22 protein-coding genes are annotated in these 21,466 nt (G+C 73.2%); 7 read left to right on the forward strand and 15 right to left on the reverse strand.

The features are described 5' to 3' along the window. From NUV38_RS11085 to NUV38_RS11110, 6 genes are all read right to left on the reverse strand, one after another. Positions 1–1,674: a bifunctional uroporphyrinogen-III C-methyltransferase/uroporphyrinogen-III synthase gene (locus NUV38_RS11085; RefSeq protein WP_257729181.1), complete on the reverse strand. Its 1,674-nt coding sequence runs from the start codon at positions 1,672–1,674 to the stop codon at positions 1–3. Next, positions 1,671–2,651: a hydroxymethylbilane synthase gene (hemC, locus tag NUV38_RS11090; protein WP_257729182.1), complete on the reverse strand. Its 981-nt coding sequence runs from the start codon at positions 2,649–2,651 to the stop codon at positions 1,671–1,673. The genes NUV38_RS11085 and hemC overlap by 4 nt, the downstream gene beginning before the upstream one ends. Continuing rightward, positions 2,648–3,961: a glutamyl-tRNA reductase gene (locus NUV38_RS11095; RefSeq protein WP_257729183.1), complete on the reverse strand. Its 1,314-nt coding sequence runs from the start codon at positions 3,959–3,961 to the stop codon at positions 2,648–2,650. The genes hemC and NUV38_RS11095 overlap by 4 nt, the downstream gene beginning before the upstream one ends. After that, on the reverse strand, positions 3,958–4,641 hold the full coding sequence (locus tag NUV38_RS11100) for a redox-sensing transcriptional repressor Rex (RefSeq protein ID WP_055966207.1): 684 nt from the start codon (positions 4,639–4,641) through the stop codon (positions 3,958–3,960). Before NUV38_RS11100 ends, NUV38_RS11095 begins: the two co-directional genes overlap by 4 nt. Before the next feature lie 154 nt (positions 4,642–4,795). Beyond that, positions 4,796–5,074, reverse strand: a complete 279-nt coding sequence (locus NUV38_RS11105; protein WP_056556001.1) for a glutaredoxin family protein — start codon at positions 5,072–5,074, stop codon at positions 4,796–4,798. Next, complete coding sequence (locus NUV38_RS11110) at positions 5,071–6,720, reverse strand: class I adenylate-forming enzyme family protein (protein ID WP_257729184.1); 1,650 nt, start codon at positions 6,718–6,720, stop codon at positions 5,071–5,073. Before NUV38_RS11110 ends, NUV38_RS11105 begins: the two co-directional genes overlap by 4 nt. A 94-nt stretch (positions 6,721–6,814) precedes the next feature. Here NUV38_RS11110 and NUV38_RS11115 point away from each other — a divergent pair, with 94 nt between their 5' ends. The 3 genes from NUV38_RS11115 to NUV38_RS11125 all read left to right on the forward strand — a co-directional run bounded on the left by NUV38_RS11115 (position 6,815) and on the right by NUV38_RS11125 (position 9,727). Next, positions 6,815–7,693, forward strand: a complete 879-nt coding sequence (locus NUV38_RS11115; protein WP_257729185.1) for an HAD family phosphatase — start codon at positions 6,815–6,817, stop codon at positions 7,691–7,693. Between the two features lie 89 nt (positions 7,694–7,782). Next, complete coding sequence (locus tag NUV38_RS11120; RefSeq protein WP_257729186.1) at positions 7,783–8,493, forward strand: sigma-70 family RNA polymerase sigma factor; 711 nt, start codon at positions 7,783–7,785, stop codon at positions 8,491–8,493. Between the two features lie 145 nt (positions 8,494–8,638). Further along, positions 8,639–9,727 (forward strand): DUF5667 domain-containing protein, encoded by a 1,089-nt coding sequence (locus NUV38_RS11125; protein WP_257729187.1) that lies wholly within the window; start codon positions 8,639–8,641, stop codon positions 9,725–9,727. Positions 9,728–9,779: 52 nt separating this feature from the next. Here NUV38_RS11125 and NUV38_RS11130 read toward each other — a convergent pair whose 3' ends face one another. The 6 genes from NUV38_RS11130 to proC form a co-directional block, all read right to left on the reverse strand. After that, on the reverse strand, positions 9,780–11,147 hold the full coding sequence (locus tag NUV38_RS11130; RefSeq protein WP_308219687.1) for a lysophospholipid acyltransferase family protein: 1,368 nt from the start codon (positions 11,145–11,147) through the stop codon (positions 9,780–9,782). Beyond that, positions 11,144–12,127, reverse strand: a complete 984-nt coding sequence (locus tag NUV38_RS11135; protein WP_257729188.1) for an NAD-dependent epimerase/dehydratase family protein — start codon at positions 12,125–12,127, stop codon at positions 11,144–11,146. The genes NUV38_RS11130 and NUV38_RS11135 overlap by 4 nt, the downstream gene beginning before the upstream one ends. A 6-nt stretch (positions 12,128–12,133) precedes the next feature. Further along, the gene (locus tag NUV38_RS11140; protein ID WP_012359487.1) at positions 12,134–12,235 is read right to left on the reverse strand and encodes a 30S ribosomal protein bS22; all 102 of its coding nucleotides are present in this window, start codon (positions 12,233–12,235) and stop codon (positions 12,134–12,136) included. A 66-nt stretch (positions 12,236–12,301) separates the two neighbouring features. Beyond that, positions 12,302–12,487 (reverse strand): helix-turn-helix domain-containing protein, encoded by a 186-nt coding sequence (locus NUV38_RS11145; RefSeq protein ID WP_257729189.1) that lies wholly within the window; start codon positions 12,485–12,487, stop codon positions 12,302–12,304. 147 nt (positions 12,488–12,634) lie between these two features. Further along, positions 12,635–13,843: an acetoin utilization protein AcuC gene (locus NUV38_RS11150; protein WP_257729190.1), complete on the reverse strand. Its 1,209-nt coding sequence runs from the start codon at positions 13,841–13,843 to the stop codon at positions 12,635–12,637. A 9-nt stretch (positions 13,844–13,852) separates the two neighbouring features. After that, positions 13,853–14,683, reverse strand: a complete 831-nt coding sequence (gene proC, locus NUV38_RS11155) for a pyrroline-5-carboxylate reductase (protein WP_257729191.1) — start codon at positions 14,681–14,683, stop codon at positions 13,853–13,855. Positions 14,684–14,716: 33 nt separating this feature from the next. On the opposite strand from proC, the gene NUV38_RS11160 reads away from it, so the two are divergent. Further along, positions 14,717–15,664: a bile acid:sodium symporter family protein gene (locus NUV38_RS11160; protein ID WP_257729192.1), complete on the forward strand. Its 948-nt coding sequence runs from the start codon at positions 14,717–14,719 to the stop codon at positions 15,662–15,664. A 28-nt stretch (positions 15,665–15,692) separates the two neighbouring features. Here NUV38_RS11160 and NUV38_RS11165 read toward each other — a convergent pair whose 3' ends face one another. The 3 genes from NUV38_RS11165 to NUV38_RS11175 form a co-directional block, all read right to left on the reverse strand. Next, positions 15,693–16,340 (reverse strand): LysE family translocator, encoded by a 648-nt coding sequence (locus NUV38_RS11165; protein ID WP_257729193.1) that lies wholly within the window; start codon positions 16,338–16,340, stop codon positions 15,693–15,695. A gap of 65 nt (positions 16,341–16,405) precedes the next feature. Then, positions 16,406–17,227 carry a sugar phosphate isomerase/epimerase gene (locus tag NUV38_RS11170; RefSeq protein WP_257729194.1) on the reverse strand — a complete coding sequence of 274 codons (822 nt, stop codon included), beginning with the start codon at positions 17,225–17,227 and terminating at the stop codon, positions 16,406–16,408. A 45-nt stretch (positions 17,228–17,272) separates the two neighbouring features. After that, complete coding sequence (locus tag NUV38_RS11175; RefSeq protein WP_257729195.1) at positions 17,273–18,196, reverse strand: Ppx/GppA family phosphatase; 924 nt, start codon at positions 18,194–18,196, stop codon at positions 17,273–17,275. 63 nt (positions 18,197–18,259) lie between these two features. Here NUV38_RS11175 and NUV38_RS11180 point away from each other — a divergent pair, with 63 nt between their 5' ends. From NUV38_RS11180 to radA, 3 genes are all read left to right on the forward strand, one after another. Further along, complete coding sequence (locus tag NUV38_RS11180; RefSeq protein ID WP_257729196.1) at positions 18,260–19,054, forward strand: hypothetical protein; 795 nt, start codon at positions 18,260–18,262, stop codon at positions 19,052–19,054. A gap of 94 nt (positions 19,055–19,148) precedes the next feature. Continuing rightward, positions 19,149–19,787, forward strand: a complete 639-nt coding sequence (locus tag NUV38_RS11185) for a VOC family protein (protein ID WP_257729217.1) — start codon at positions 19,149–19,151, stop codon at positions 19,785–19,787. Between the two features lie 266 nt (positions 19,788–20,053). Continuing rightward, positions 20,054–21,460 carry a DNA repair protein RadA gene (gene radA, locus NUV38_RS11190; protein WP_257729197.1) on the forward strand — a complete coding sequence of 469 codons (1,407 nt, stop codon included), beginning with the start codon at positions 20,054–20,056 and terminating at the stop codon, positions 21,458–21,460. Positions 21,461–21,466: the final 6 nt, after the last annotated feature.

The following is a 21,466-nucleotide window of genomic DNA, read 5'->3' on the forward strand; positions in this document are numbered from 1 at the left end:
TCAGGCCTTGCGACGCGACGAGGGCTTCTTCTGCGACGGCTTCAGCACCGGCTCGCCGGCCTCGAGGAACTCGAGACGGCGCGCCGCACCGAAGGCGGCCAGCGCGTCGGCCAGCACCTCCGCCGACGGCTGCTCGGCCATGACGTCGACCCGCAGACCGTGCTCCTCGGCCGTCTGGGCCGTGGCCGGGCCGATGCACGCGATGATCGTCGACGCGTGCGGCTTGCCCGCGATGCCGACCAGGTTGCGCACCGTGGAGCTCGACGTGAAGAGCACCGCGTCGAACTTGCCGGTCTTGATGGCCTCGCGGGTCGGCGCCGGCGGCGGGGCCGCCCGCACGGTGCGGTACGCCGTGACGTCGTCGACCTCCCAGCCGAGCTCCTGCAGACCCGCCACGAGCGTCTCGGTGGCGATGTCGGCGCGCGGCAGGAACACCCGGTTGATCGGGTCCAGCAGCTCGTCGAACGGCGGCCAGTCCTCGAGGAGGCCCCGGGCCGACTGCTCGCCGCTCGGGACCAGGTCGGCCTTGATGCCCCAGGTGGCGATGGCCTCGGCCGTCTTCTCGCCCACGGCGGCGATCTTGAGTCCGGAGAACGCACGCGCGTCGAGCCCGTACTCCTCGAACTTCTCGCGGACGGCCTTGACGGCGTTCGCGCTCGTGAAGGCCACCCACTCGTACCGGCCCTCGACGAGTCCGCGCACGGCCTTGTCCATCTGCTGGGGGTTGCGCGGCGGCTCGACCGAAATGGTGGGGACCTCCTCGGACACGGCGCCGTAGGACCGCAGACGCGCAGCCAGGCCGGCCGACTGCTCCTTGGTGCGGGGCACGAGCACGCGCCACCCGTACAGCGGCTTGGTCTCGAACCACGAGAGCGCCTCGCGCATGGCCACGACCTCGCCCACGACCGTGATGGCCGGCGACGTCATGCCCGCGGCCCTCGCGTCGACGGCGATGTCGGCGAGGGTCGAGACGACCGTCGACTGCTCGGTGGTGGTGCCGACGCGGGTCATGGCCACGGGGGTCTCGGCGGACCGGCCGGCCTCGATCAGGCCCGCGGCGATCTCGCCGATCCGCGCCACGGCCGACAGCAGCACCAGGGTGTCGGTGCCGGCGTGGTCGGGCCAGGCGATCGACGCGTCGCCGACGCTGACGACGCGGTACTGGCGGTGCGCCTTGTTGGTCAGCGGCACGCCCGCGTAGGCGGGGACGCCCGTCACCGACGAGACGCCGGGGACGATCTCGAAGGCGATGCCCGCCTTCGCGCAGGCCGCAGCCTCCTCGGGCGCCGTGGCGTACGTGAACGGGTCGCCGCTCACGAGCCGCACGACGTGCGCCCCGGTCTTCGCGTGGCGCACCACGAGACGAGCACGCGCGGCGTGGGTGAGGACGACGCCGTCCTCACCGAGCCCGCCGTCGACGATCTCGACGCCCTCGGGCACGAGGGCAGCCTGCTCGGGCTGCTCGATGATGGCGACGTCGGCCTGCGCGATGAGCTCGGCCGCGCGGACGGTCAGCAGGCTGGCGTCGCCCGGTCCCGTGCCGACGAAGCTCACGTGCCCCAGCGGCTTGGGGCTGCGCTTCGTGGCGGGCTCCTTCTTCGCGGGTGCTTCGACGGTGGCGGTGGTGGGTGGTGTCACGGTGGTGGTCTTCTTCCTTGACTGCCGGGTGGTCATGAGGCGGAACCGATCGATGGACCGACCGCGGGGGTGGCCATCAGCTCGGCTGCGCCTTCGGCGAGCATCTCGGCAGCGAGACGTTCGCCGACCGCTGCCGGCTCGCTGAGCGAGCCGGAGGCGGACAGGCGGATGGTGGGTGAGCCGGAGGGGTCTCCGACCACGGCGCGCAGCCACAGCTCGTCGCCGTCGTCGCCCCAGACGACGTCGGCGAGAGCTCCGACCGGTGCGCTGCACCCTGCCTCCAAGGTGGAGAGCAGGGAACGTTCTGCCGTGACGGCGGCCCGGGTGTCCGGGTCGTCGAGCACGGAGAGCAGGCGAGCGGTCGCGTCGTCGTCGACGCGGCACTCACAGGCGAGGGCCCCCTGTCCGGGGGCGGGGAGGACCTGGATGGGGTCGAGGACCTCGGTGGCCTCGGACTCCCGTCCCAGGCGCAGCAGGCCGGCGCGGGCCAGCACCACGGCGTCGAGGTCGCCGGAGCGGACCTTCGCGATCCGGGTGTCGACGTTGCCGCGCACGGGGACGACCTCGACCCCCAGGCCGAGGGCGTTCAGCTGGGCCTCGCGACGCGGGGAGCCGGTGCCCACGCGCGCACCACGCGGCAGCTCGCCCAGGGTCAGGCCGTCGCGGGCGACGAGCACGTCGCGGGGGTCCTCACGGACGCTCACCGCGGCGAGGGCCAGCCGCGGGTCCGCCGCGGTGGGCAGGTCCTTGAGGGAGTGGACCGCGAAGTCGACGGTGCCGTCGACGACGGCCTCGCGCAGCGCCGCCACGAACACCCCGGTTCCGCCGATCTGCGTGAGCGGCGCCTGGTTGCGGTCGCCCTCGGTGCTGATGGTCACGAGCTCGACCTCGACACCGGTCAGCTCGGTGATCCGAGCCGCGACGTGGCCGGACTGGGTCGTGGCCAGCGCGCTGGCGCGGGTGCCCAGGCGCAGGGGCGTCTCACGCGCAGGCTGCTGGGGGGTGGTGGTCATGCCTTCTCCCCCTTCACCTGGGTGACCGCCTGGACCGCGGCGGGGTCGAGCGCGAACAGGTCGGAGAGCGCGTCGGCGTAGGTGAGACCCCCCGGCCCGTCGACCAGCTGCTGCACGCGCACGGTGGGGGCGTGGATGAGCTTGTCGGCGACCCGCTTGAGCGCCAGGCGCACCTGGTCGACCTGCTCGTCCGGCAGGCCGTGGAGCCGGCCGAGCAGACGGCTCGTCTCGGCCTCGACGACCTCGGTCGCCATGCTCCGCAGCGCCACGACCGTCGGCGTGACGCGTGACTGGCTCTTGGCGGCCAGGAAGCTGCGCACCTCGTCGTCGACGATCGCGCGGACCTGCTGGACGTCGGCCGCGAGCTCGGCGTTCTCCGAGCGAGCCGCCAGCGTGACGAGGTCGATGACGCTGACGGACTCGAGCTCGGACACCCCGGCCTCGACGTCGCGCGGCAGCGCCAGGTCGACGAAGACCAGCTCACCGGTGACGTTGGACAGACCGGCGTCGAGGACGCGGGACACGCGGTCGGTGGCGAACACCGAGCCGGCCGCCCCGGTGCAGCTGATGACGACGTCGGCCGCGGACAGCTCGACGTCCATGGCCTCCCACCGCACGGCGCTGACGCCGAACGTGGCGACGAGCTCGTACGCCCGCTGGAACGTGCGGTTGGCGACCATGATCCGGTGCGGGGCCACGCCGCGCTCGACGAGCGTGCGCACGGCGAGGCTCGCCATGGTGCCGGCACCGGCCACCAGGAAGCGCGTCCCCGGAGCGGTCACGACCGGGCCGACAGCGTCGAGGCCGGCCGTGACGGTCGAGGGCGCGAGCCGGTCGATGCCCGTCTCGGCGTGGCCGCGCTTGCCGATGCGCAGCGCCTGCTGGAAGAGCGCGTTCAGCGCCGAGCCGATCGTGGACTCGGCCTGGCCGGTGTGCAGCGCCTGCCGCACCTGGCCGAGGATCTGGCTCTCGCCGAGGATCATCGAGTCCATGCCGGAGGCCACCGAGAACAGGTGGGCCACGGCCGAGTCGTCGTAGTGCACGTAGGCGTGGTGCACGAGGTCCTCACGGCCCATGCCGGCCTGCTCGGCGAGCAGGTGGGAAACGTCCTCGAGGGCGTTGTGGAACCGGTCGGCCTCGACGTACACCTCGACGCGGTTGCACGTGGAGATCACGGCCGCCTCGGTGACCGACGCCGACTCGAGGGCACGGTGGGCCAGCTTGACCGCCGCGTCCGTGTCGAGGGAGGCGCGCTCCAGCACGTCGATCGGGGCCGAACGGTGGGACATGCCCACGACCAGGACGCTCATGCCGTCTCCGCCTTCCGCTGCTCGTGGTAGGCCAGGATCTGCAGCTCGACGGAGAGGTCGACCTTGCGGACCTGGACGTGGTCGGGGACCTGCAGGACGGCCGGGGCGAAGTTGAGGATGCTCGTGACGCCGGCGGCGACCAGCCGGTCGGCGACGTCCTGGGCCGCGTCGCCCGGCACGGCCACGACGGCGATCGCGATGCCCTGCTCGGACACGAGCGAGTCGAGCGCGGCGAGCGGCTGCACCTGCAGGTCGCCGATGGTCGAGCCCACCCGGTCCGGGTCGGTGTCGACGACCGCGGCGACCCGGATGCCGCGCGGGCTGAAGCCCGGGTAGGTGGAGAGCGCCGAGCCGAGGTGCCCGGCACCGACGATCACGACGTCCCAGGTCTGCGTCTGCCCCAGCCCCCGGGCGATCTGGTAGCGCAGGTACTCGACGTCGTAGCCGACTCCGCGCGTGCCGTACGAGCCCAGGTGGGAGAGGTCCTTGCGCACCTTGGCCGGGTTGACCCCGGCCGCCTCGGCGAGCTCGACGGACGAGCACGTCGTGGCGCCGGCGTCGGCGAACGACGCGAGGACCCGCAGGTACAGCGGCAGCCGGGCGACGGTGGCGTCGGGGACGTCACGCGGGGCCTGGGCCGTCGCACGGTCAGGGGTCCCGGCGAGCCGGGGGGTGCGCAGAAGGGTCACGGTGCTCCATCGCGCCGCGGCGGGGATTCACCCAGGGGGGTGTTCGCAGCGCCACATCAGTTTACGAGCTTGTGAACGTGGGAACAAAATCGAGAGCGGGGGTGGGTGGGATTCCTCACACGCGCCGTGGTAGGGGTCGCGGCGCTCAGGAGCTGCCGAGGGCCGTGCGCAGCCGCGCCTCGGTGACCCGGAAGAAGTCGTGCTGCCGGCCGTCGACGAAGGTCACCGGCACCATGTCGGAGAACCTGCGGACCAGGGCGGGGTCGGCGTCCACGTCGACGCGGGCCCACGTCGCGTCGACGTCGGCGCACACCTCGGCCACCGTGGCCTCGGCGGCCTCGCACAGGTGACAGCCCTCGCGGCTGTAGACGACGACCCGCGCGTCGAGGGCGTGCGGGACGTCGGTGTCGGCGGGACCGGTCACGGGGCGAGCAGCCCGAGGTCCTGGCTGCGGGCCAGCGCCCGCAGCCGCCCCTTGGCGACCTTGCCCGTCGCCGAGTGCGGCAGCCCCTCGACCACGACGACCTGGCGCGGCTGCTTGAACCGGGCGAGCCGCGTGGAGCAGTGCTCGACCACGCTCGCCTCCAGCGCTGCGGCGTCGACGCCCGAGGACGCGGGGACGACGAACGCCACGACCGCCTCGCCGGTGCTCTCGTCGGGCAGCCCGACCACGGCCACCTCGGAGACCTCGGGGAGCTCGACCACCACGGCCTCGACCTCGGCGGGGTAGACGTTGAAGCCGGACACGATCACGAGCTCGCGCACCCGGTCGACGAGCGTGAGGTCACCCGCGTCGTCGAGGTAGCCGATGTCGCCGGTCGGGTACCAGCCGTCGTCGCGCGGGCCGTCGGACCCGTCGGGCCAGTAGCCGGAGAACAGGTTGGCCCCGCGCACCCAGATCTCCGCGGGGTCACCGGGAGCGGCGTCGGACCCACCGGCGTCGACGAGGCGCAGCTCGACACCCGGCAGCGCACGACCGACGGACCCCGGACGCGGCGGGACGCCGGCGTCGCGACCCGAGGCCAGCGTGGCGGTGATGACGGGGGCGGTCTCCGTGAGCCCGTACCCCTGCTCGACGTGGTGCCCCGAGGACTCGGCGAAGACGGCGGCCAGCTCCGGGTCGAGCGCCGACGCACCGCTCAGCACGTGCTTGACCCCGCCCAGGTGCTCGCGCAGGTCGGAGCGTCCGGCCCAGGCCGCGATCACGGGGGGCGCGAGGGCCACGTTCGTGACCCCCTCGTCGCGGATCGTGCGGAGCAGGCCGGACGGATCGAACCCGTCGACCATCACCACGCGCGCGCCCTGCCGCACGGCCTGGCCGAGGACGGCGTTGAGGCCGTAGATGTGGAACATCGGCAGCAGACCGAGCACGACGTCGTCGGCCGTGACGATGGCCGGCTCGACGGCCGCGGTCTGCTCGACGTTGGCCAGGAGGGCTCGGTGCGACAGGACCGCGCCACGGGGCTTGCCGCTGGTGCCCGACGTGTAGAGCACGACCGCCGGGGCCTCGTCGTCGCGGGGAGCGGCCGGCTCCACGGCGGGCGCGTCGCGCAGCAGGCGCTCGAAGGCGATCTCGCCCGGTCCGGGCTCGGTCCCGTCGACGACGACCGTGAGGCCGGGACCCTCGTGGTCGAGCCCGGCAACGGCGGCGCGGACCTGCTCGATGCCCGTCTCGTCGCACAGGACGACCTTGGCGCCGGAGTCCGCCAGCATGCGGCCGATCTCGCGCTCGGTCGAGCGGGGGTTGACCGGGACGGCCACCATGCCGCCGCGCAGGATGCCGAAGTAGGCGACCGCCAGGTCGATCCGGTTGGCCATGACGAGGGCGACGCGATGGCCGCCGCGCAGCCCCACCCCGCTCAGGCCGCGGGCCACGGCGTCGGCCGCCGCGTCGAGCTCGGCCCACGTGCGCTCGTGGCGCCCGCCACGGTGCTCGACCAGGGCGACGGCGTCCGGCGTGCGCTCCGCCGCGGCGCTCAGCAGCCCCGAGACGTTGGTGGGGGCCGGGACGCTGGTGGGAGCCGGGACGTTCGTGAGCCCAGGGACGTCCGACTCGTTCGAGGAGGTCACGATGCGAGTCAACCACAGCGCGCCCGGCCCTCGCGGAGGGTTCGAGCGACCAAGGAGCCTGGGCGAAGGACCACCCGACCGATAGCCTCGTCGCATGACGAGCCAGCGGGTCCCCCGGACCGGGCCGAACCTGCGGTCCCGCTCCGTCCTGGCCGGTCAGGCCGCCGCCGCCGCGAGCGAGGTCGAGCACTGGCTGGCGCCGCGTCCGGACGCCGACGCCGCGGCGTTCTTCGACGTCGACAACACGATCATGCAGGGCGCCTCGATCTACCACTTCGCCCGTGGGCTGCACCAGCGCGACTTCTTCACCACCGGCGACATCGCCAAGGCCGCCTGGCAGCAGGTGTACTTCCGTCTCGCCGGCGTCGAGGACCCCGAGCACATCGCGAAGGCCCGTTCCTCCGCCCTGGCCTTCATCGCCGGGCACAGCGTCCGCGAGCTGGAGGAGGTCGGCGAGCAGATCTTCGACGAGCACATGGCGCACAAGATCTGGCCCGGCACGCGCGCGCTCGCGCAGCAGCACCTCGACGCCGGCCAGCGGGTCTGGCTCGTGACCGCCGCGCCGATCGAGATCGCGGCCGTCATCGCCCGTCGTCTCGGCCTCACCGGCGCACTCGGCACCGTGGCCGAGCACGTCGACGGCGTCTACACCGGAGAGCTGGTCGGCGAGCTGCTGCACGGCGAGGGCAAGGCCGTCGCCGTCACGGCGATCGCCGAGCGCGAGGGCCTCGACCTCGCGCGGTGCTACGCCTACTCCGACTCCCACAACGACCTGCCGATGCTCTCGCTCGTCGGGCACCCCTGCGCGATCAACCCGGACCCGAAGCTGCGCTCGCACGCCAAGGACCAGGGCTGGGACGTCCGCGACTACCGCACCGGACGCAAGGTCGCCCTCGCCGGCGGGCGGGTGGCCGGCAGCGGGGCGCTCGCCTTCGCGGCCTGGCGCGCGGTGCGCGCCGTCCGGCGCCGCTGACCCGCCCGGAGAGCGAGACCGATCCCTGATTTCTGCAGACACGCGCCGACCCAGCGGCATACGATCGTGTCGATCTTCGGGAGGGATCGATGGCCGCGAACGTGGGAGCACTGCGATGGGCACTGTCCCACGCCCTGGCGACCCCTGACGACGGCCTCCTCGCCATGGCGCTGGCCGAGCCTGCACCCTCCCCCGGCCCCTCGCTCGGCTCCGCGTTCTCCAACGGCCCGGTCGACCCGCACGGCGACCCCGAGGAGCTGCGCCTGCGCGCCCTGGTCGACCTCGCCCGCGAGGGCGACGCCGAGGCGTTCGGGCAGCTCTACGACCACTACGTGAACGGGATCTTCCGGTTCATCTACTACCGGGTCGGATCCCAGCAGCTGGCCGAGGACCTGACGAGCGAGACCTTCGTGCGCGGCCTCCGCGCCATCCAACGCTTCAGCTGGCAGGGCAAGGACTTCGGCGCCTGGCTCACCACGATCGCCCGCAACCTCGTCGTCGACCACTTCAAGTCCGGCCGGGCTCGGCTCGAGATCGTCTCCGACGACGTGCCCGAGGGACCCCGGACCGCCCCCAGCACCGAGGACGACGTCATGTCGCTCCTGTCGAACGAGATGCTCTTCGCCGCCGTGGCCGAGCTGCCCACCGAGCAGCGCGAGTGCGTGCTGATGCGCTTCATCCAGGGCCTGAGCATCGCCCAGACCGCTGCCGCCCTGGGCCGGACCGAGGGCGCCATCAAGCAGCTTCAGCTGCGAGCCGTGCGCAACCTCGCCAAGAAGATGCCGGAGGGCATCCGATGAGCCGCGCCGTGCGGGTCGGGCCGACGCGCACCCCGGCCACCCCACCACTGACGGACGCGTTGGTGCGAACCGCGTCACGAACGCGTAACTCCAGCGTCTTCCTCATCGTTGGAGCTGTAGACGCCACCACAGACAGGACGACGCGATGAGACCCCGCTCGGGCCGCGACGACGCCCAGGCCTTCCACGAGGCCTGGGAGTCCGGCACCCCCGCCACCGCCGAGGTGGCCGAGCTGGTGCGCGCTGCCGAGCGGGTGTGCGAGTCCGCCGTCGCGACGCCACGACCGGAGTTCCGCGCCGCGCTGCGCGAGCGGCTCCTGGTCGAGGCACAGACCGCACTGGTGCCCGACCCGGGCGCCTCGCGCCGTGCCGTGGCCAACCGCACACCGGCCACCGTGGCGCCGACGCGTCCCCGCGCCCGCCGCCGGCTCGCCGGCCTGGCCGTGGCCGCCGTGTCCTCGCTCGGCGTGGTCGGCATGGTCGCGGGCAGCGCCCAGGCGATCCCGGGCGACGTCCTCTACCCGGTCAAGCGCGGCGTCGAGAACGTCGAGCTGGCCATGCAGCGCACGGACGAGGGCCGCGGCACGCAACGACTCGAGATCGCCGCCGAGCGACTCCGCGAGGCCCGCGCCGTGCTGGGCGACGGCTCGACCAAGCAGCGGGCGCAGGTGAGCTCGCTGCTCGACGACTTCAGCACCCAGGCCGAGCAGGGCTCGTCCGAGCTCTTCGGCGCCTTCGGCTCCGACGGCTCCACCGCGACGATCGACACCGTCAACGACTTCGCCGCAGCCTCCGCGGTCGACCTGAGCGTCATGTCGGCCGAGGTGCCCGCCGACGCGGCGGCCGCGTTCGACTCGGCGACGGCCGTCGTCACCGACCTGGCCGGTCAGGCCGGTCGGCTGTGCGGCACGTGCGCCAAGGCCGACGTCGACGCCCTGGTCCAGGTGGTCCAGCAGGTCGTCCGACCGGGCCGTCCCGCGTCGGCCTCCGACGCGGAGCCGGCCGCCAGCACACGCGACGACACCGCCCCGGCGGCGGTCACGAAGAAGCCCTCGTCCGGCGGGGCCTCGAGCGCTCCACCGGCGGCTCCGGCACCGGTCTCCCCCTCACCGTCGGCGACGCCCCAGGGCCTGCGCGCGGTCACCGATCCGCTCGTCGGCGGCCTGCTCGGCAACGAGGAGACCGAGGGACTGGTCCCCGGCCTGCTCGACGGCCTGCTCGGCACCAAGAAGTAGCCGCCGCACGGCCTGACGGTCCCACCCGGGGGTCGTGCCGGACCGCTCCGGGTCAGAAGAACGCGTTGCCGCGATCGACGAGCAGCCGGTACAGCGTCTGCTGGATGGTCTCGCGCACCTGGTCGGTGACGTTGAACAGCAGCATCGGGTCGTCCGCGGCGTCGGGCTCGTAGGCGTCGGTGCGGATGGGCTCGCCGAACTCGATGATCCACTTGCTCGGCAGCGGGATCATGCCGAGCGGGCCGAGCAGCGGGAAGAACGGGGTGACCGGCAGGTAGGGCAGGCCCAGCAGACGAGCCAGCGAGGGCACGTTGCCGACGAGGGGATAGATCTCCTCGGCACCCACGATCGAGACCGGCACGATGGGCACCTGGGCGCGCAACGCGGACGACACGAAGCCGCCGCGACCGAAGCGCTGCAGCTTGTACCGCTCGGCGAAGGGCTTGCCGATGCCCTTGAACCCCTCGGGCCACACGCCGGCGATCTCGCCGGTGCCGAGCAGACGCTCGGCGTCCTGGGTGCAGGCCAGGGTCGCACCGGCACGGCGGGCCATCTGGCCCACGAACGGCAGGGCGAAGACGAGGTCGGCGCCCAGCGGACGCAGGTCGCGGCCGCTGTACTTCTTGACCGCGTAGCCGGTCATGACACCGTCGAGCGGCACCGTGCCCGAGTGGTTGGCCACGAGCAGCGCCCCACCGTCGGTGGGGATGTTCTCGGCACCGCGCACCTCGAGCCGGAACCACGTCTCGGCGAGCGGCTCGACCGCGGCGATGAGGATCTCGGTGAGCTGGGGGTCGAAGCCGAACTCGTCGACCTCGAAGTCCCCCGTCAGCCGCTTGCGCAGGGCCGCGAAGGTGAGGGCGAGCCGGTGCTCCCAGTCGGAGCCCAGGACCCGCTGGGCGGCCTGCGCGACGGCCAGGACGATGTCCTCGACCGGCAGGCCGGGCAGGGTGGCCCTGCCCGATGCCGTGCGCGTCTCGCGTGCCGCCTCCTCGGCCGCAGCGGCGGCAGCGGCCGCGGCGTCCTCCTCGGTGACCGCCCGGAGCCGGGAACCGCCGGCGGTGGACCGCGACGAGGCGGGCCGCTTGGCCGAGGCACCCGTCGCACGCTTGGACGAGGCTGCCTTCTTCGCCGCCGCGGGGCCGGTGGCGGGCTTCGTGGCGCCCGGCGTCGTCTTCGTGGTCGTGGCTGCGCCGGCACTCACGGCCTTCTTCGCGGCCTTGGTGTCGGCGGCCTTCGTCGCGGCGGCCGGGGTCTCGGCGGGCTCCGCGGGCTCGGCCGGTGCCGCGGCCTTGCGGACGGGCTTGCCCGACGCCGGGGTCTTGGCGACGAGGGAGCGTGCACCCGAGGAGGGCGAGCCTCCGCGGGACCCGCGTCCGGCGGCGCCCTTGGTGCCGATCGTGCGACGCTCGTCGGTCATCGTCCACCTCCCAGGAGCGCCAGGACACCGGGTCGCTGCGCGAGTCGGAACTCCTCGAAGACCTGCTCGGTCGTGGCCGAGAGCTCGTAGCCGAAGATGTCGCGCAGGGCGCTGGTGTCGACCGCGCGCCCGTACGTCAGGAGGCGGTGCAGGTCGGGAGAGATCTCGCCCCCCATGCCGCGCACGATCCGTGCCGCGGCTGCACCGAAGCCGATGCCGGGCAGCGGCACCACGGGCTTGCCCATGCGCCGCGCGGCCTGCGACAGCAGCAGCACGCCCGGACCTGCCGCGTTGAACGTGCCGGGGCGGTCCTTCACCACCGACTGCTCGATGATCGAGAGCGTGTCCTGCAGCGAGAGGAACTGCAGCCGGGGGTCGAAGCCGATCACGGCCGGCAGCAGAGGATTGAGGAAGTAGCTGCGCAGCGGGGACTCGATCTCCGGGTGCAGCGTCTGCGCGGCTCGCACCGTCGTGATGAGGATCTCGGGCCGACGCCGCGCGAAGCCGCGCACGTACGACTCCACCTCGACGACGTCCTTGGGGAACCCGGTCCGCACCCCGCCACGAGCGGAGTCGGACTCCATGAACAGGGCGGGGTCGCGCGGCGACGAGCCGTAGACCGCGACCGAGGACCCGACCACGAGCTTGGAGACGGTGGCGGAACGCTGACAGGCCGCCAGCAGCTGCATCGTGCCGATGACGTTGCGCTCCTTGACGCCGGAGCCGGAGCGGCCCCGCGCCGGGGCGAGGTCGAGGTGGACGACGGTGTCGACGTCCTCGACCGCGATCACCTTCGCGACGACAGGGGTACGGATGTCGGCGCGGACGAACTTGACGCCGCCGAGGTCACCCTCCGGGGGGCGCAGGTCGATGCCCACCACGCGGTCGATCCCGGCGGACTCACCGAGATCGGCGAGATGGCGCGAGACGCGCGAGGCGAGGGTGCCCGAGACCCCCGTGACGAGGACGACCCGCCCCATGGGTCCCTACTTGCCGAGCTTGCGGCGCTGGACGCGGGTTCGCTTGAGCATCTTGCGGTGCTTCTTCTTCGACATCCGCTTGCGACGCTTCTTGATGACTGAACCCACGAATATGACCTCTGCTTGTTGCGGAACTGGCGGACGCCAAGACTACGCGACGACGGACGGGACGGCTCAGCCGGCCTCGTAGTAGGACTTCTTGAGGTAGTCCTCGACCGCCTTCTCCGGCACGCGGAAGCTGCGGCCGACGCGGATCGCCTCCAGCTGTCCGTCGTGGACGAGTCGGTACACGGTCATCTTGGAGACGCGCATCTGTGCCGCGACCTCCGCGACGGTCAGGAAGGTCGTTCCTGCGGTCATGTCCTCACCTTTGCTTTCGGGGCACCCGCGCCTCCCCGGCTTCCCCTCCGGCGACGCGTCACGAGTGCGTGCTGCGAAGCGTAGTGCCTCGTGGGACCTTTGGGATAGGGGTGACGAAAGTGGTCGGGCGAGACGGGCCCGCGCGGGTCACAGGTGCGGGTCGAGACCGAGCAGCGGGAAGGTGTCGGTCCGGGCCGCCAGGATGCTGCGGTCGAGCCAGCTGGCGGGGTCGTAGCCCAGCTCCCAGGCCCGGTACGACGCGGAGCGCCCGTCGGTCATGCGCTGCGGTGCCCGCACGCCCCGGAGCCGCTCCACGTGGTCGCGCCAGCCCTGCGTCGTCGCGGTCTCGGGGTCCACGTCGTGGTCGGCCAGGATCGCGAGGAGGTGGGTCCACGCCCTGGGCACGACCTCGGTGACCGCGTAGCCACCACCACCGGTCGCCACCCACCGTCCGCCGCAGACCTCGCGGGCGAGGTCACGCACGGCCAGGTACGACGCGCGCTGGCCGTCGACGCTAAGCATCAGGTTGGTCAGCGGATCGTCCATGTGGGAGTCGCACCCGTGCTGGGAGACGATGATCTCGGGCCCGAACTCGCGGATCACGTCGGGCACGATCGCGTGGAAGGCACGCAGCCACCCCGCGTCGGACGTGCCGGGCGGGAGCGGGATGTTGACCGCCGAGCCCTCCGCGCCCGGACCACCGGTCTCGGTGGACCAGCCCGTGCCCGGGAAGAGCGACTGCGGACCCTCGTGGATCGAGATGGTGAGCACGCGCGGGTCGTCGTAGAACATGGCCTGGACGCCGTCGCCGTGGTGGGCGTCGACGTCGAGGTAGACGACCTTCTGCGCACCCTGCGCCAGCAGCCACGCGATGGCGACGCCGAGGTCGTTGTAGATGCAGAAGCCGCTCGCCGAGCCGGGCATCGCGTGGTGCAGACCGCCGGAGACGTTGGCGGCGTGGGTGTTGCGTCCCGTCCAGACCCGACGCGCGGCCTCGAGCGTGGCCCCGGCGATGAGCGCGCTCGCGTCGTGCATGCCGCTGAAGACCGGGTTGTCCTCCGTGCCGAGGCCGACGCTCGGATCGGCGTGGGTGGGGTGCTGCGACAGCTTGCGCACGCGCTCGACGTAGGCCGGCGTGTGGACGGTGCACAGCTCCTCGTCGGTGGCGGGCTCGGCGCCCACGACCTCGAGGTGGTCGAGCACACCGAGCTCGCCGGCCAGGACCATCGTCAGGTCGACGCGCACCGGCGCCATGGGGTGCGCGGCACCGAAGTTGTACCCGGTGAGGCGTTCGTCGAAGACGAGGCAGGGTCCGGCGGTCTCGTCGCTCGACCCGGTCCGTTCGGTGTCCGGCATGCTGGCAGCCTACGACGCGGACAGCTCGGCCGAACGGCGTGCCGCCGCTTCGACCCCCGCGCGCAGGGCCGCATCGACGCCGTGGTCGTCGAACGTGCTGATGGCGGCGTGGGTGGTCCCGTGGGGCGACGTGACCCGGCGACGCAGCTCGGCGGGCTCGTCGTCGGTGTCGGCGAGCAGGGCCGCGGCCCCTCGGATGGTCTGCTCCGCGAGGGCCCGCGCGGTGACGCGGTCGAGGCCGGCCGCGACACCACCGTCGATCATGGCCTCGGCCAGGTAGAAGACGTAGGCAGGTCCGGAGCCGGAGACCGCCGTGACGCCGTCCTGCTGGTCCTCCGGCACCACGACGACCCGACCGCCGGTCTCGAGCAGCGCGACGGCCTCGGCCAGGCGCGTGTCGTCGCACGCGGCGCCCGGAGAGACGCCGAACATGCCCTCCCCCACCAGCGCCGGGGTGTTGGGCATGGCCCGCACGACGGCCACGCCGTCGGCCAGCGCGCTCTCGTAGGTGGCGATGCGGACCCCGGCGGCCAGCGACACGACGGTGGCCGCGGGGTCGACGAGAGGGGCGATCTCGGCCACGACGGAGGGCACGTCCTGCGGCTTCACCACGACGAGCACCACGCCGGCCCGCTGCACGGCCGAGGCGACGTCGGTGACCTCGACGCCGTGCCGCTGCCGCAGCTCCTCGGCACGGTCGGGCATCTTCTCGCTGACGACGAGGTCGACGGGGCGTCGGCCCGACGCGATCAGGGCGGTCAGCAGCGTCTCGCCCATGACGCCCCCACCGAGGATCGCGATGCGTGCGGGGTCGATGCCGTCGCTCGAGGTACCAGTCATGACGCCAGCGTAGGCGGGCGTAGCGTCGTGGCCGTGCGCCGTGTCGACCCGTTCCTCCTGCTGCTGTTCACCGCGGCCGTCGCCGGCTCCGTGGTCCCGGCGTCCGGGCCCGCGTTCGACGTCGTGCGGATCGCCTCCATGGTGGGCATCGGACTGCTGTTCTTCCTCTACGGCGCGCGGCTCTCGGCGGCCGAGACCCTGCACAACCTCCGGCACTGGCGGCTCCAGCTCAGCATCCTCTCGGTCACGTTCGTGGTCCTGCCCGTCCTGGGCCTGGGCGCGCGACTGCTGACCGACGCGTGGTTGTCCCCACAGCTCGCCGCCGGCCTCCTGCTCGCCACGCTGGTCCCGTCGACGGTGCAGGGCTGCGTGGTCTACACCCGCATCGCCCGCGGCAACGTGGCCGCGGCCGTGGTGAGCGCCTCGACGTCGAACCTGCTGGGCGTGGTCCTGACCCCGGTGCTCGTCGCCCTGCTGCTGGGTGGCGAGGCCCGGGTCGACGCCGACTCCGTGCTGCGGATCGTGCTGCAGCTGCTCGCCCCGTTCGTGCTCGGCCAGCTCCTGCGGCCCGTCGTCGGCGGCTGGGTGACGCGCCACGACACCGGGCTCAAGCGCTTCGACCGGTCCACCATCCTGCTGATCGTCTACGTCGCCTTCAGCGAGGGAGCCGAGGCGGGCATCTGGTCGGCGGCTCCCGTCCTGGACGTCGTCGCCGTGGCGCTGCTCTGCGCGGCGCTGCTGGGTGCCGCCCTCGGCTGGTGCGTGGCCTGGGGACGGCTCGTCGGGTTCGACCGCGGCGACCGGGTGGCCCTGCTGTTCTGCGGCAGCAACAAGAGCCTCGCGAGCGGCCTGCCGATGGCGACGGTGCTGTTCCCCAGCGACGTCGTCGCGTTCGTCGTGCTGCCGCTCATGATCTACCACCAGCTGCAGCTGGTGGTCGGCTCCGTCGTGTCCAGCCGACTGGGGCGGTCGGTGGCCTAGGCCGCCCTGCAGCGCACTGGACCGGGGCCTACCTCCGGTGCCCGGTGGCGGCGAGGGCCACGCCGAGCCCGATCATCGACACGCCGCCGAGGGCACCGACGGCCTCGCCGCGCCGCGGCGACCGCGCGAACCAGGACCGCAGGCCGCTGGCCACGACGGCCCAGAGACCGTCGCTCAGCAGACCGATCGTGAAGGCGACGAGGCCGAGCAGCAGCATCTGCGCGGGCACGTGGCCGGCTCCACGGTCGACGAACTGGGGCAGCACGGCCGCGAAGATCATGAACGCCTTCGGGTTGGTGATCCCCACGACGAAGCCCTGTCGGGCGGCCACCCGCAGCGGCAGGAGTCGCGGCGCCGCTGTGCCGTCGACGTCGGCCAGGGAGAGGTCCCTGCGGTGCCGCACCGCCTGCACCCCCAGCCACACCAGGTAGGCCGCACCGGCCAGCTTGACCACGGTGAAGGCGAGCACCGAACGCTCCAGGATCGCCGACAGGCCGAGCGTCACCAGACCCACGATCACGAGGAGCCCGGCGGAGTTCCCGACGACGGTCGCCAGGGCGACGGCGCGGCCGTAGGCGAGGGCGCGCCCGATCACGAACACCACGCTGGGCCCCGGGATGGCGATGAGCACGAGCGCGGCGAGGCCGAACGCGAGCAGCTGGTCGAGGGAGATCATGGCCGCATCCTGGCACGCCGTCCGCTCGTCGGGGGCGCTGTTCCCGGGGTCCGGCGCGTGACCCGTCAGGGACGACGAGCGGCGTGCAGCCGGGCGAAGGCCAGGGCCTCCAGCAGGTCGGCCTCGCGCTCGGCCGTGTCGGAGGCCTTGCGGGTGTTGATCTCGACCACGATCTCGCCGTCGAAGTCGGAGTCGGCGACGAGCTCGAGGAACTCGGCGCACGGCTGGGTCCCGCGCCCGGGCACCATGTGCTCGTCCTTCGGCGAGCCGGCCCCGTCGGCCAGGTGCACGTGGGCCAGGCGGCTGCCCAGCGTGCGCGCCATCGCGACCGGGTCGTCCCCGGCGGTCGCGCTGTGCGAGAGGTCGAGCGTGACGTGGGCGTACTCCTCGTCGACGGGGTTCCAGTCGGGCAGGTAGGCGTGGAACTCCCGCTTGCCCGTGCGCCACGGGTACATGTTCTCCACGGCGAACACGACACCGTGCTCGGCCTCGAGGTCGGCGATGCCCTCGACGAAGCCCTTGGCGTAGTCCCGCTGCCAGCGGAACGGTGGGTGCACCACCACGACCGACGCGCCGGTGGCGTGGGCCATCTCGGCACTGCGGTGCAGCTTGCCCCAGGGGTCGGTGCCCCAGACGCGCTGCGTCAGCAGCAGCGTCGGGGCGTGGATCGACACGATGGGGACGCCGTGGAACTCCGAGAGCGCGCTGCAGGCCACCGCGTCGGTGCTCACGTCATCGATGCCGACCATGACCTCGACCCCGTCGTACCCCAGACGCGCCGCGGCCTCGAACCCGCTGGCCGTGCTGCCGGGGTAGACCGACGACGTCGACAGCGAGACCCGCAGCTGCGGGTCGGAACGGCGCTCGGCGGACTTCCGGGTCGACATGGCAGGGGCAGCCTAGATCAGCGGACCATGGTCGCGGGACCGGGCCTACAGGTGCGCGAGGTGCTCGAGGAGCACCCCCTCGCGCAGCGCCCAGGGACAGATCTCGAGCTCGTCGACGTCGAAGAGGTCCATGGCGGCCTCGGCCACGACCGCTCCGGCCACCATCTGGTGGGCCCGGTCGTGGGAGACGCCGGGCAGGGCGGCGACCTCCTCGTCGCTCAGGTGGACGATCTCGGAGATGAGCGGGCGCAGGTCGGCACGACGCAGCACGCGCCGCACGTACCGACCCTCGCTCGACGGCGCGGCACCGCACATGCGGGCGAGGGACCGGAAGGTCTTGCTGGTGGCGACCGCACGGTCGAAGCCACCGCCGCGCAGCAGCGGCCCGGCCACGTCGGCCATCACCGAGCGCGCGTGCAGGCGCAGCTCGACGTGGCCGCGCTCGCGGCCCGGGTCCGACGAGAGCCAGTCGCGGGTGAGCCGTCCGGCGCCGAGCGGCACCGAGCGGGCGACCTCGGGCTCCTCGTCGGCCCCCACGGCGATCTCGAGCGACCCGCCGCCGATGTCGAAGACGCCGAGACGGCCGGCGGACCAGCCGAACCAGCGGCGGACCGCGAGGAAGGTGAGTCGTGCCTCGTCCTCGCCCGGGAGCACCTTGAGGTCGACACCCGTGGACTCCCGGACCGCGGCGAGGACCTCGTCGGCGTTGTCGGCGTCGCGCACCGCGGAGGTGGCGAAGGCGACCACGCTGGAGCAGCCGCGCTCGAGCGCCTCGGACTGCGCCTCGCCCACGTACTTCACGAGGCGGGCAAGTCCCTCGCCGGTGACCCGGTTGTCGTCTCCGAGCTGCTCCGCCAGGCGCAGCGGCTCCTTGAAGGAGTGCGCCGGGAGCGGGGGGCCGCCGCGGTAGGCGTCGACGATGAGCAGGTGCCCGGTGTTCGACCCGATGTCGAGGACGCCCATGCGCATGCCGCCATCCTCCCACGGATGCCCACGGCCGGGGCGCCGCGTCGGTCTCCGTAGAGTGGACGCATGCCGGAGGTCGACCTGGGATTCCCGCGGACGTGGGTCGAGTTCGCGAACCCGGACGACGCCGACGAGGTGTTCCGGTGCGACCTCACGTGGCTCACGTCGCGGTGGACGTGCATCTTCGGTGCCGGCGGGGGTGCCGGGCCCGGGGCGGCGAGCGGTGGAGCGTGCCCCGGCATCTACGCCTCGAGCCCGGACGCCGGGTGCTGCACCCTCGGGGCGCACTTCGCCGACGACGAGGACCAGGCCCGCGTGGCCACGGCGGTCGAGCGACTGACACCGGAGCGCTGGTACCGCCATCCCGACGGCCCGCACCCGCTGGACGGGCCGTGGACCGAGACCGACGAGGACGACGAGCCCAAGACCCGCGCCGTCGAGGGCGCCTGCGTGTTCCACAACCCGCGCGGCTTCGAGGGTGGCTACGGCTGCGCGCTCCACGGGCTCGCGCTCGCCGAGGGCGTGCCGCCGCTGACGCTGAAGCCCGACGTGTGCTGGCAGCTGCCGCTGCGCCGCCAGTTCCGCGACGTCGAGCGGGGCGACGGCACCTCCTACTCGGAGGTCCAGATCGGCGAGTACGTCCGGGCCGGCTGGGGCCCCGGCGGCCACGACCTCGACTGGTACTGCTCGTCCAACACCGAGGCGCACGTGGCGCCGGAGCCGCTCTACCTGACCAACCGCGACGAGCTGGTGGCCCTCATGGGCGAGTCGGGCTACGCCGAGCTGGCCCGCCAGTGCGAGGCCCACCTCGACGCGGGCGGCCCGAACCCCCACCCCGCGACGGTGGGAGCGACGCCGTGAGATCCGCCGCGAGAGCGGTCCGATGAGCACCGCGCACCTCACGCTGGTCGACCCCGGTCGTCCGGACACCTGGGCCGTCTGGCAAGAATGGCCCATGCACCTCGACCACCTCTCGTACGCCGCCGGACCCGCTGGCCTCGACGCCACCGTGGCCGAGCTCTCCGAGGCCCTCGGGGCCACGTTCCTCGACGGCGGGGCCCACCCCCGCTTCGGCACCCGCAACATGGTGCTTCCCCTGCGCAACCGTCAGTACGTCGAGGTCGTGGAGGTCCTCGACCACCCGGCCGCCGACAAGGCGGCGTTCGGCCAGGTCGTGCGCCAGCGCACCGAGGCCGGGGGCGGCTGGATGGCCTGGTGCGTGTCGGTCGACGACATGGGCGAGGTCGAGCACCGCATCGGCCGGCACGCCGTGCCGGGCAACCGACGTCGCCCCGACGGCTTCAACCTCGAGTGGCGCCAGATCGGGACCAGCGGCATGAAGGCCGACCCTCAGCTGCCGTACGTCACCTGCTGGGACGTCCCGCCCGAGGAGCACCCGTCGCAGATGGCCCCGTCCGACATCGCCCTCACGGCCGTCGAGATGGCCGGGTCCCCGCAGCGGCTCTCGGACTGGCTGGGCGAGCCCGCCGTGACCGCCCTCGAGGAGATCGCCGTCGAGTGGGTGGCACCCCACGGGCTGCCCGGCATCATGAGCGTCTCGTTCTCCACGCCGCAGGGCGACGTCCGCATCTGAGCCGTCCGCCGGCCCTCCCGGCGCCGCCCAGGCGGGCCACGCTCCGACCAGGCCGTCAGAGGTAGGTGGCCCGCGCTGCGCCGCTGCCACAGGTAGGTGGCCCGCGGAGACGCACGTCGTATCCGCGGCTGCCCTACCGGCAGCCGGTGGATTCCGCGGCCCTCCTACCTCTCACCGAGGAGGACGGTCCTGGCGGGACGTCACGGGTGCGGCGGGCTGTGCGTGCGGCCGACGTGGTGTCGGCACCCGCGCCTAGGGTGGGCAGCATGCCCACTGCCAAGGCGACCAAGGCCGCCAAGCCCGTCTACGCCTGCGCGGAGTGCGGGTGGACCACCAGCAAGTGGGTGGGCCGCTGCGGCGAGTGCCAGGCGTGGGGCACGGTCGACGTCGCCTCCCCCGCCGCCCGGGCCGGTCGCACGGCCCCGGCCGCCACCGTCACCCCCGCCCGGCCGATCACCCAGGTCGAGGTGGAGTCGGCTCGGTCGATCTCCTCGGGCATCGGCGAGCTCGACCGCGTGCTCGGGGGCGGTGTCACGCCCGGCGGCGTGCTGCTGCTGGCCGGCGAGCCCGGCGTCGGCAAGTCCACGTTGCTGCTCGAGCTGGCTGCCCGGTGGGCCCAGCAGGGCCGCCGCACCCTCTACGTCTCGGGCGAGGAGTCGGCCGGCCAGGTACGGCTGCGCGCCGAGCGCACCGGCGCCGTCCACGACGAGCTGTACCTCGCCGCCGAGACCGACCTGGGGGCCCTGCTCACCCACGTCGAGCAGGTACGTCCGAGCCTGCTCGTGGTCGACTCCGTGCAGACCATCGGCTCGGCCGACGTCGACGGTGTGCCCGGCGGTGTCACGCAGGTGCGCGAGGTCGCCTCGGCGGTCATCCAGCGAGCCAAGGCGCAGGGCATCGCCACCCTGCTCGTCGGGCACGTCACGAAGGACGGCTCGGTCGCCGGCCCACGGGTGCTCGAGCACCTGGTCGACGTCGTGCTCCAGTTCGAGGGCGACCGCGCCTCACGGCTGCGACTGCTGCGAGCGGTCAAGAACCGCTTCGGCCCGGTCGACGAGATCGGCTGCTTCGACCTGGCCGACTCCGGGCTCGTCGAGGTCCCCGACCCCACGGGCCTGTTCGTCAGCCGGCACGAGCAGCCGGTGCCCGGCACGTGCGTCACGGTGACGATGGAGGGTCGCCGCCCGCTCCTGGCGGAGGTGCAGGCGCTGGCGGTCGAGACGAACGCCCCGTCGCCCCGGCGCACGTCCAGCGGGCTCGACTCCTCCCGCGTGGCCATGATCCTGGCCGTGCTCACCCGGCACTGCGGCGTCAACCTGTCCCGCCACGACGTCTACACGGCGTCGGTCGGCGGCGCGCGCCTGGTGGAGCCGTCGGTCGACCTCGCGGTGCTCGTGGCGGCCGCGTCGGCCCAGGCCGACCGCGTGGCGCCGCGGGGACTGGTGGTGCTGGGCGAGGTGGGCCTGGCCGGCGAGGTGCGACCCGTGCGGCACACCGCCGAACGTCTGCGGGAGGCCGCCCGCCTCGGCTTCACCTCGGCCATCGTGCCCGCACGCTCGGAGGGTCTCGACGACGTCCCGCGCTCGCTGCGCGTCACCCAGGTGCCCGACGTCGTCCAGGCGGTGCTGGCCCTGCCGAGCGCGCGTGGTCGCGACAGCCACCCGCAGCCCTAGACTGCT

Source organism: Aeromicrobium sp. 50.2.37 (assembly GCF_024655735.1).
Taxonomy (GTDB): domain Bacteria; phylum Actinomycetota; class Actinomycetes; order Propionibacteriales; family Nocardioidaceae; genus Aeromicrobium.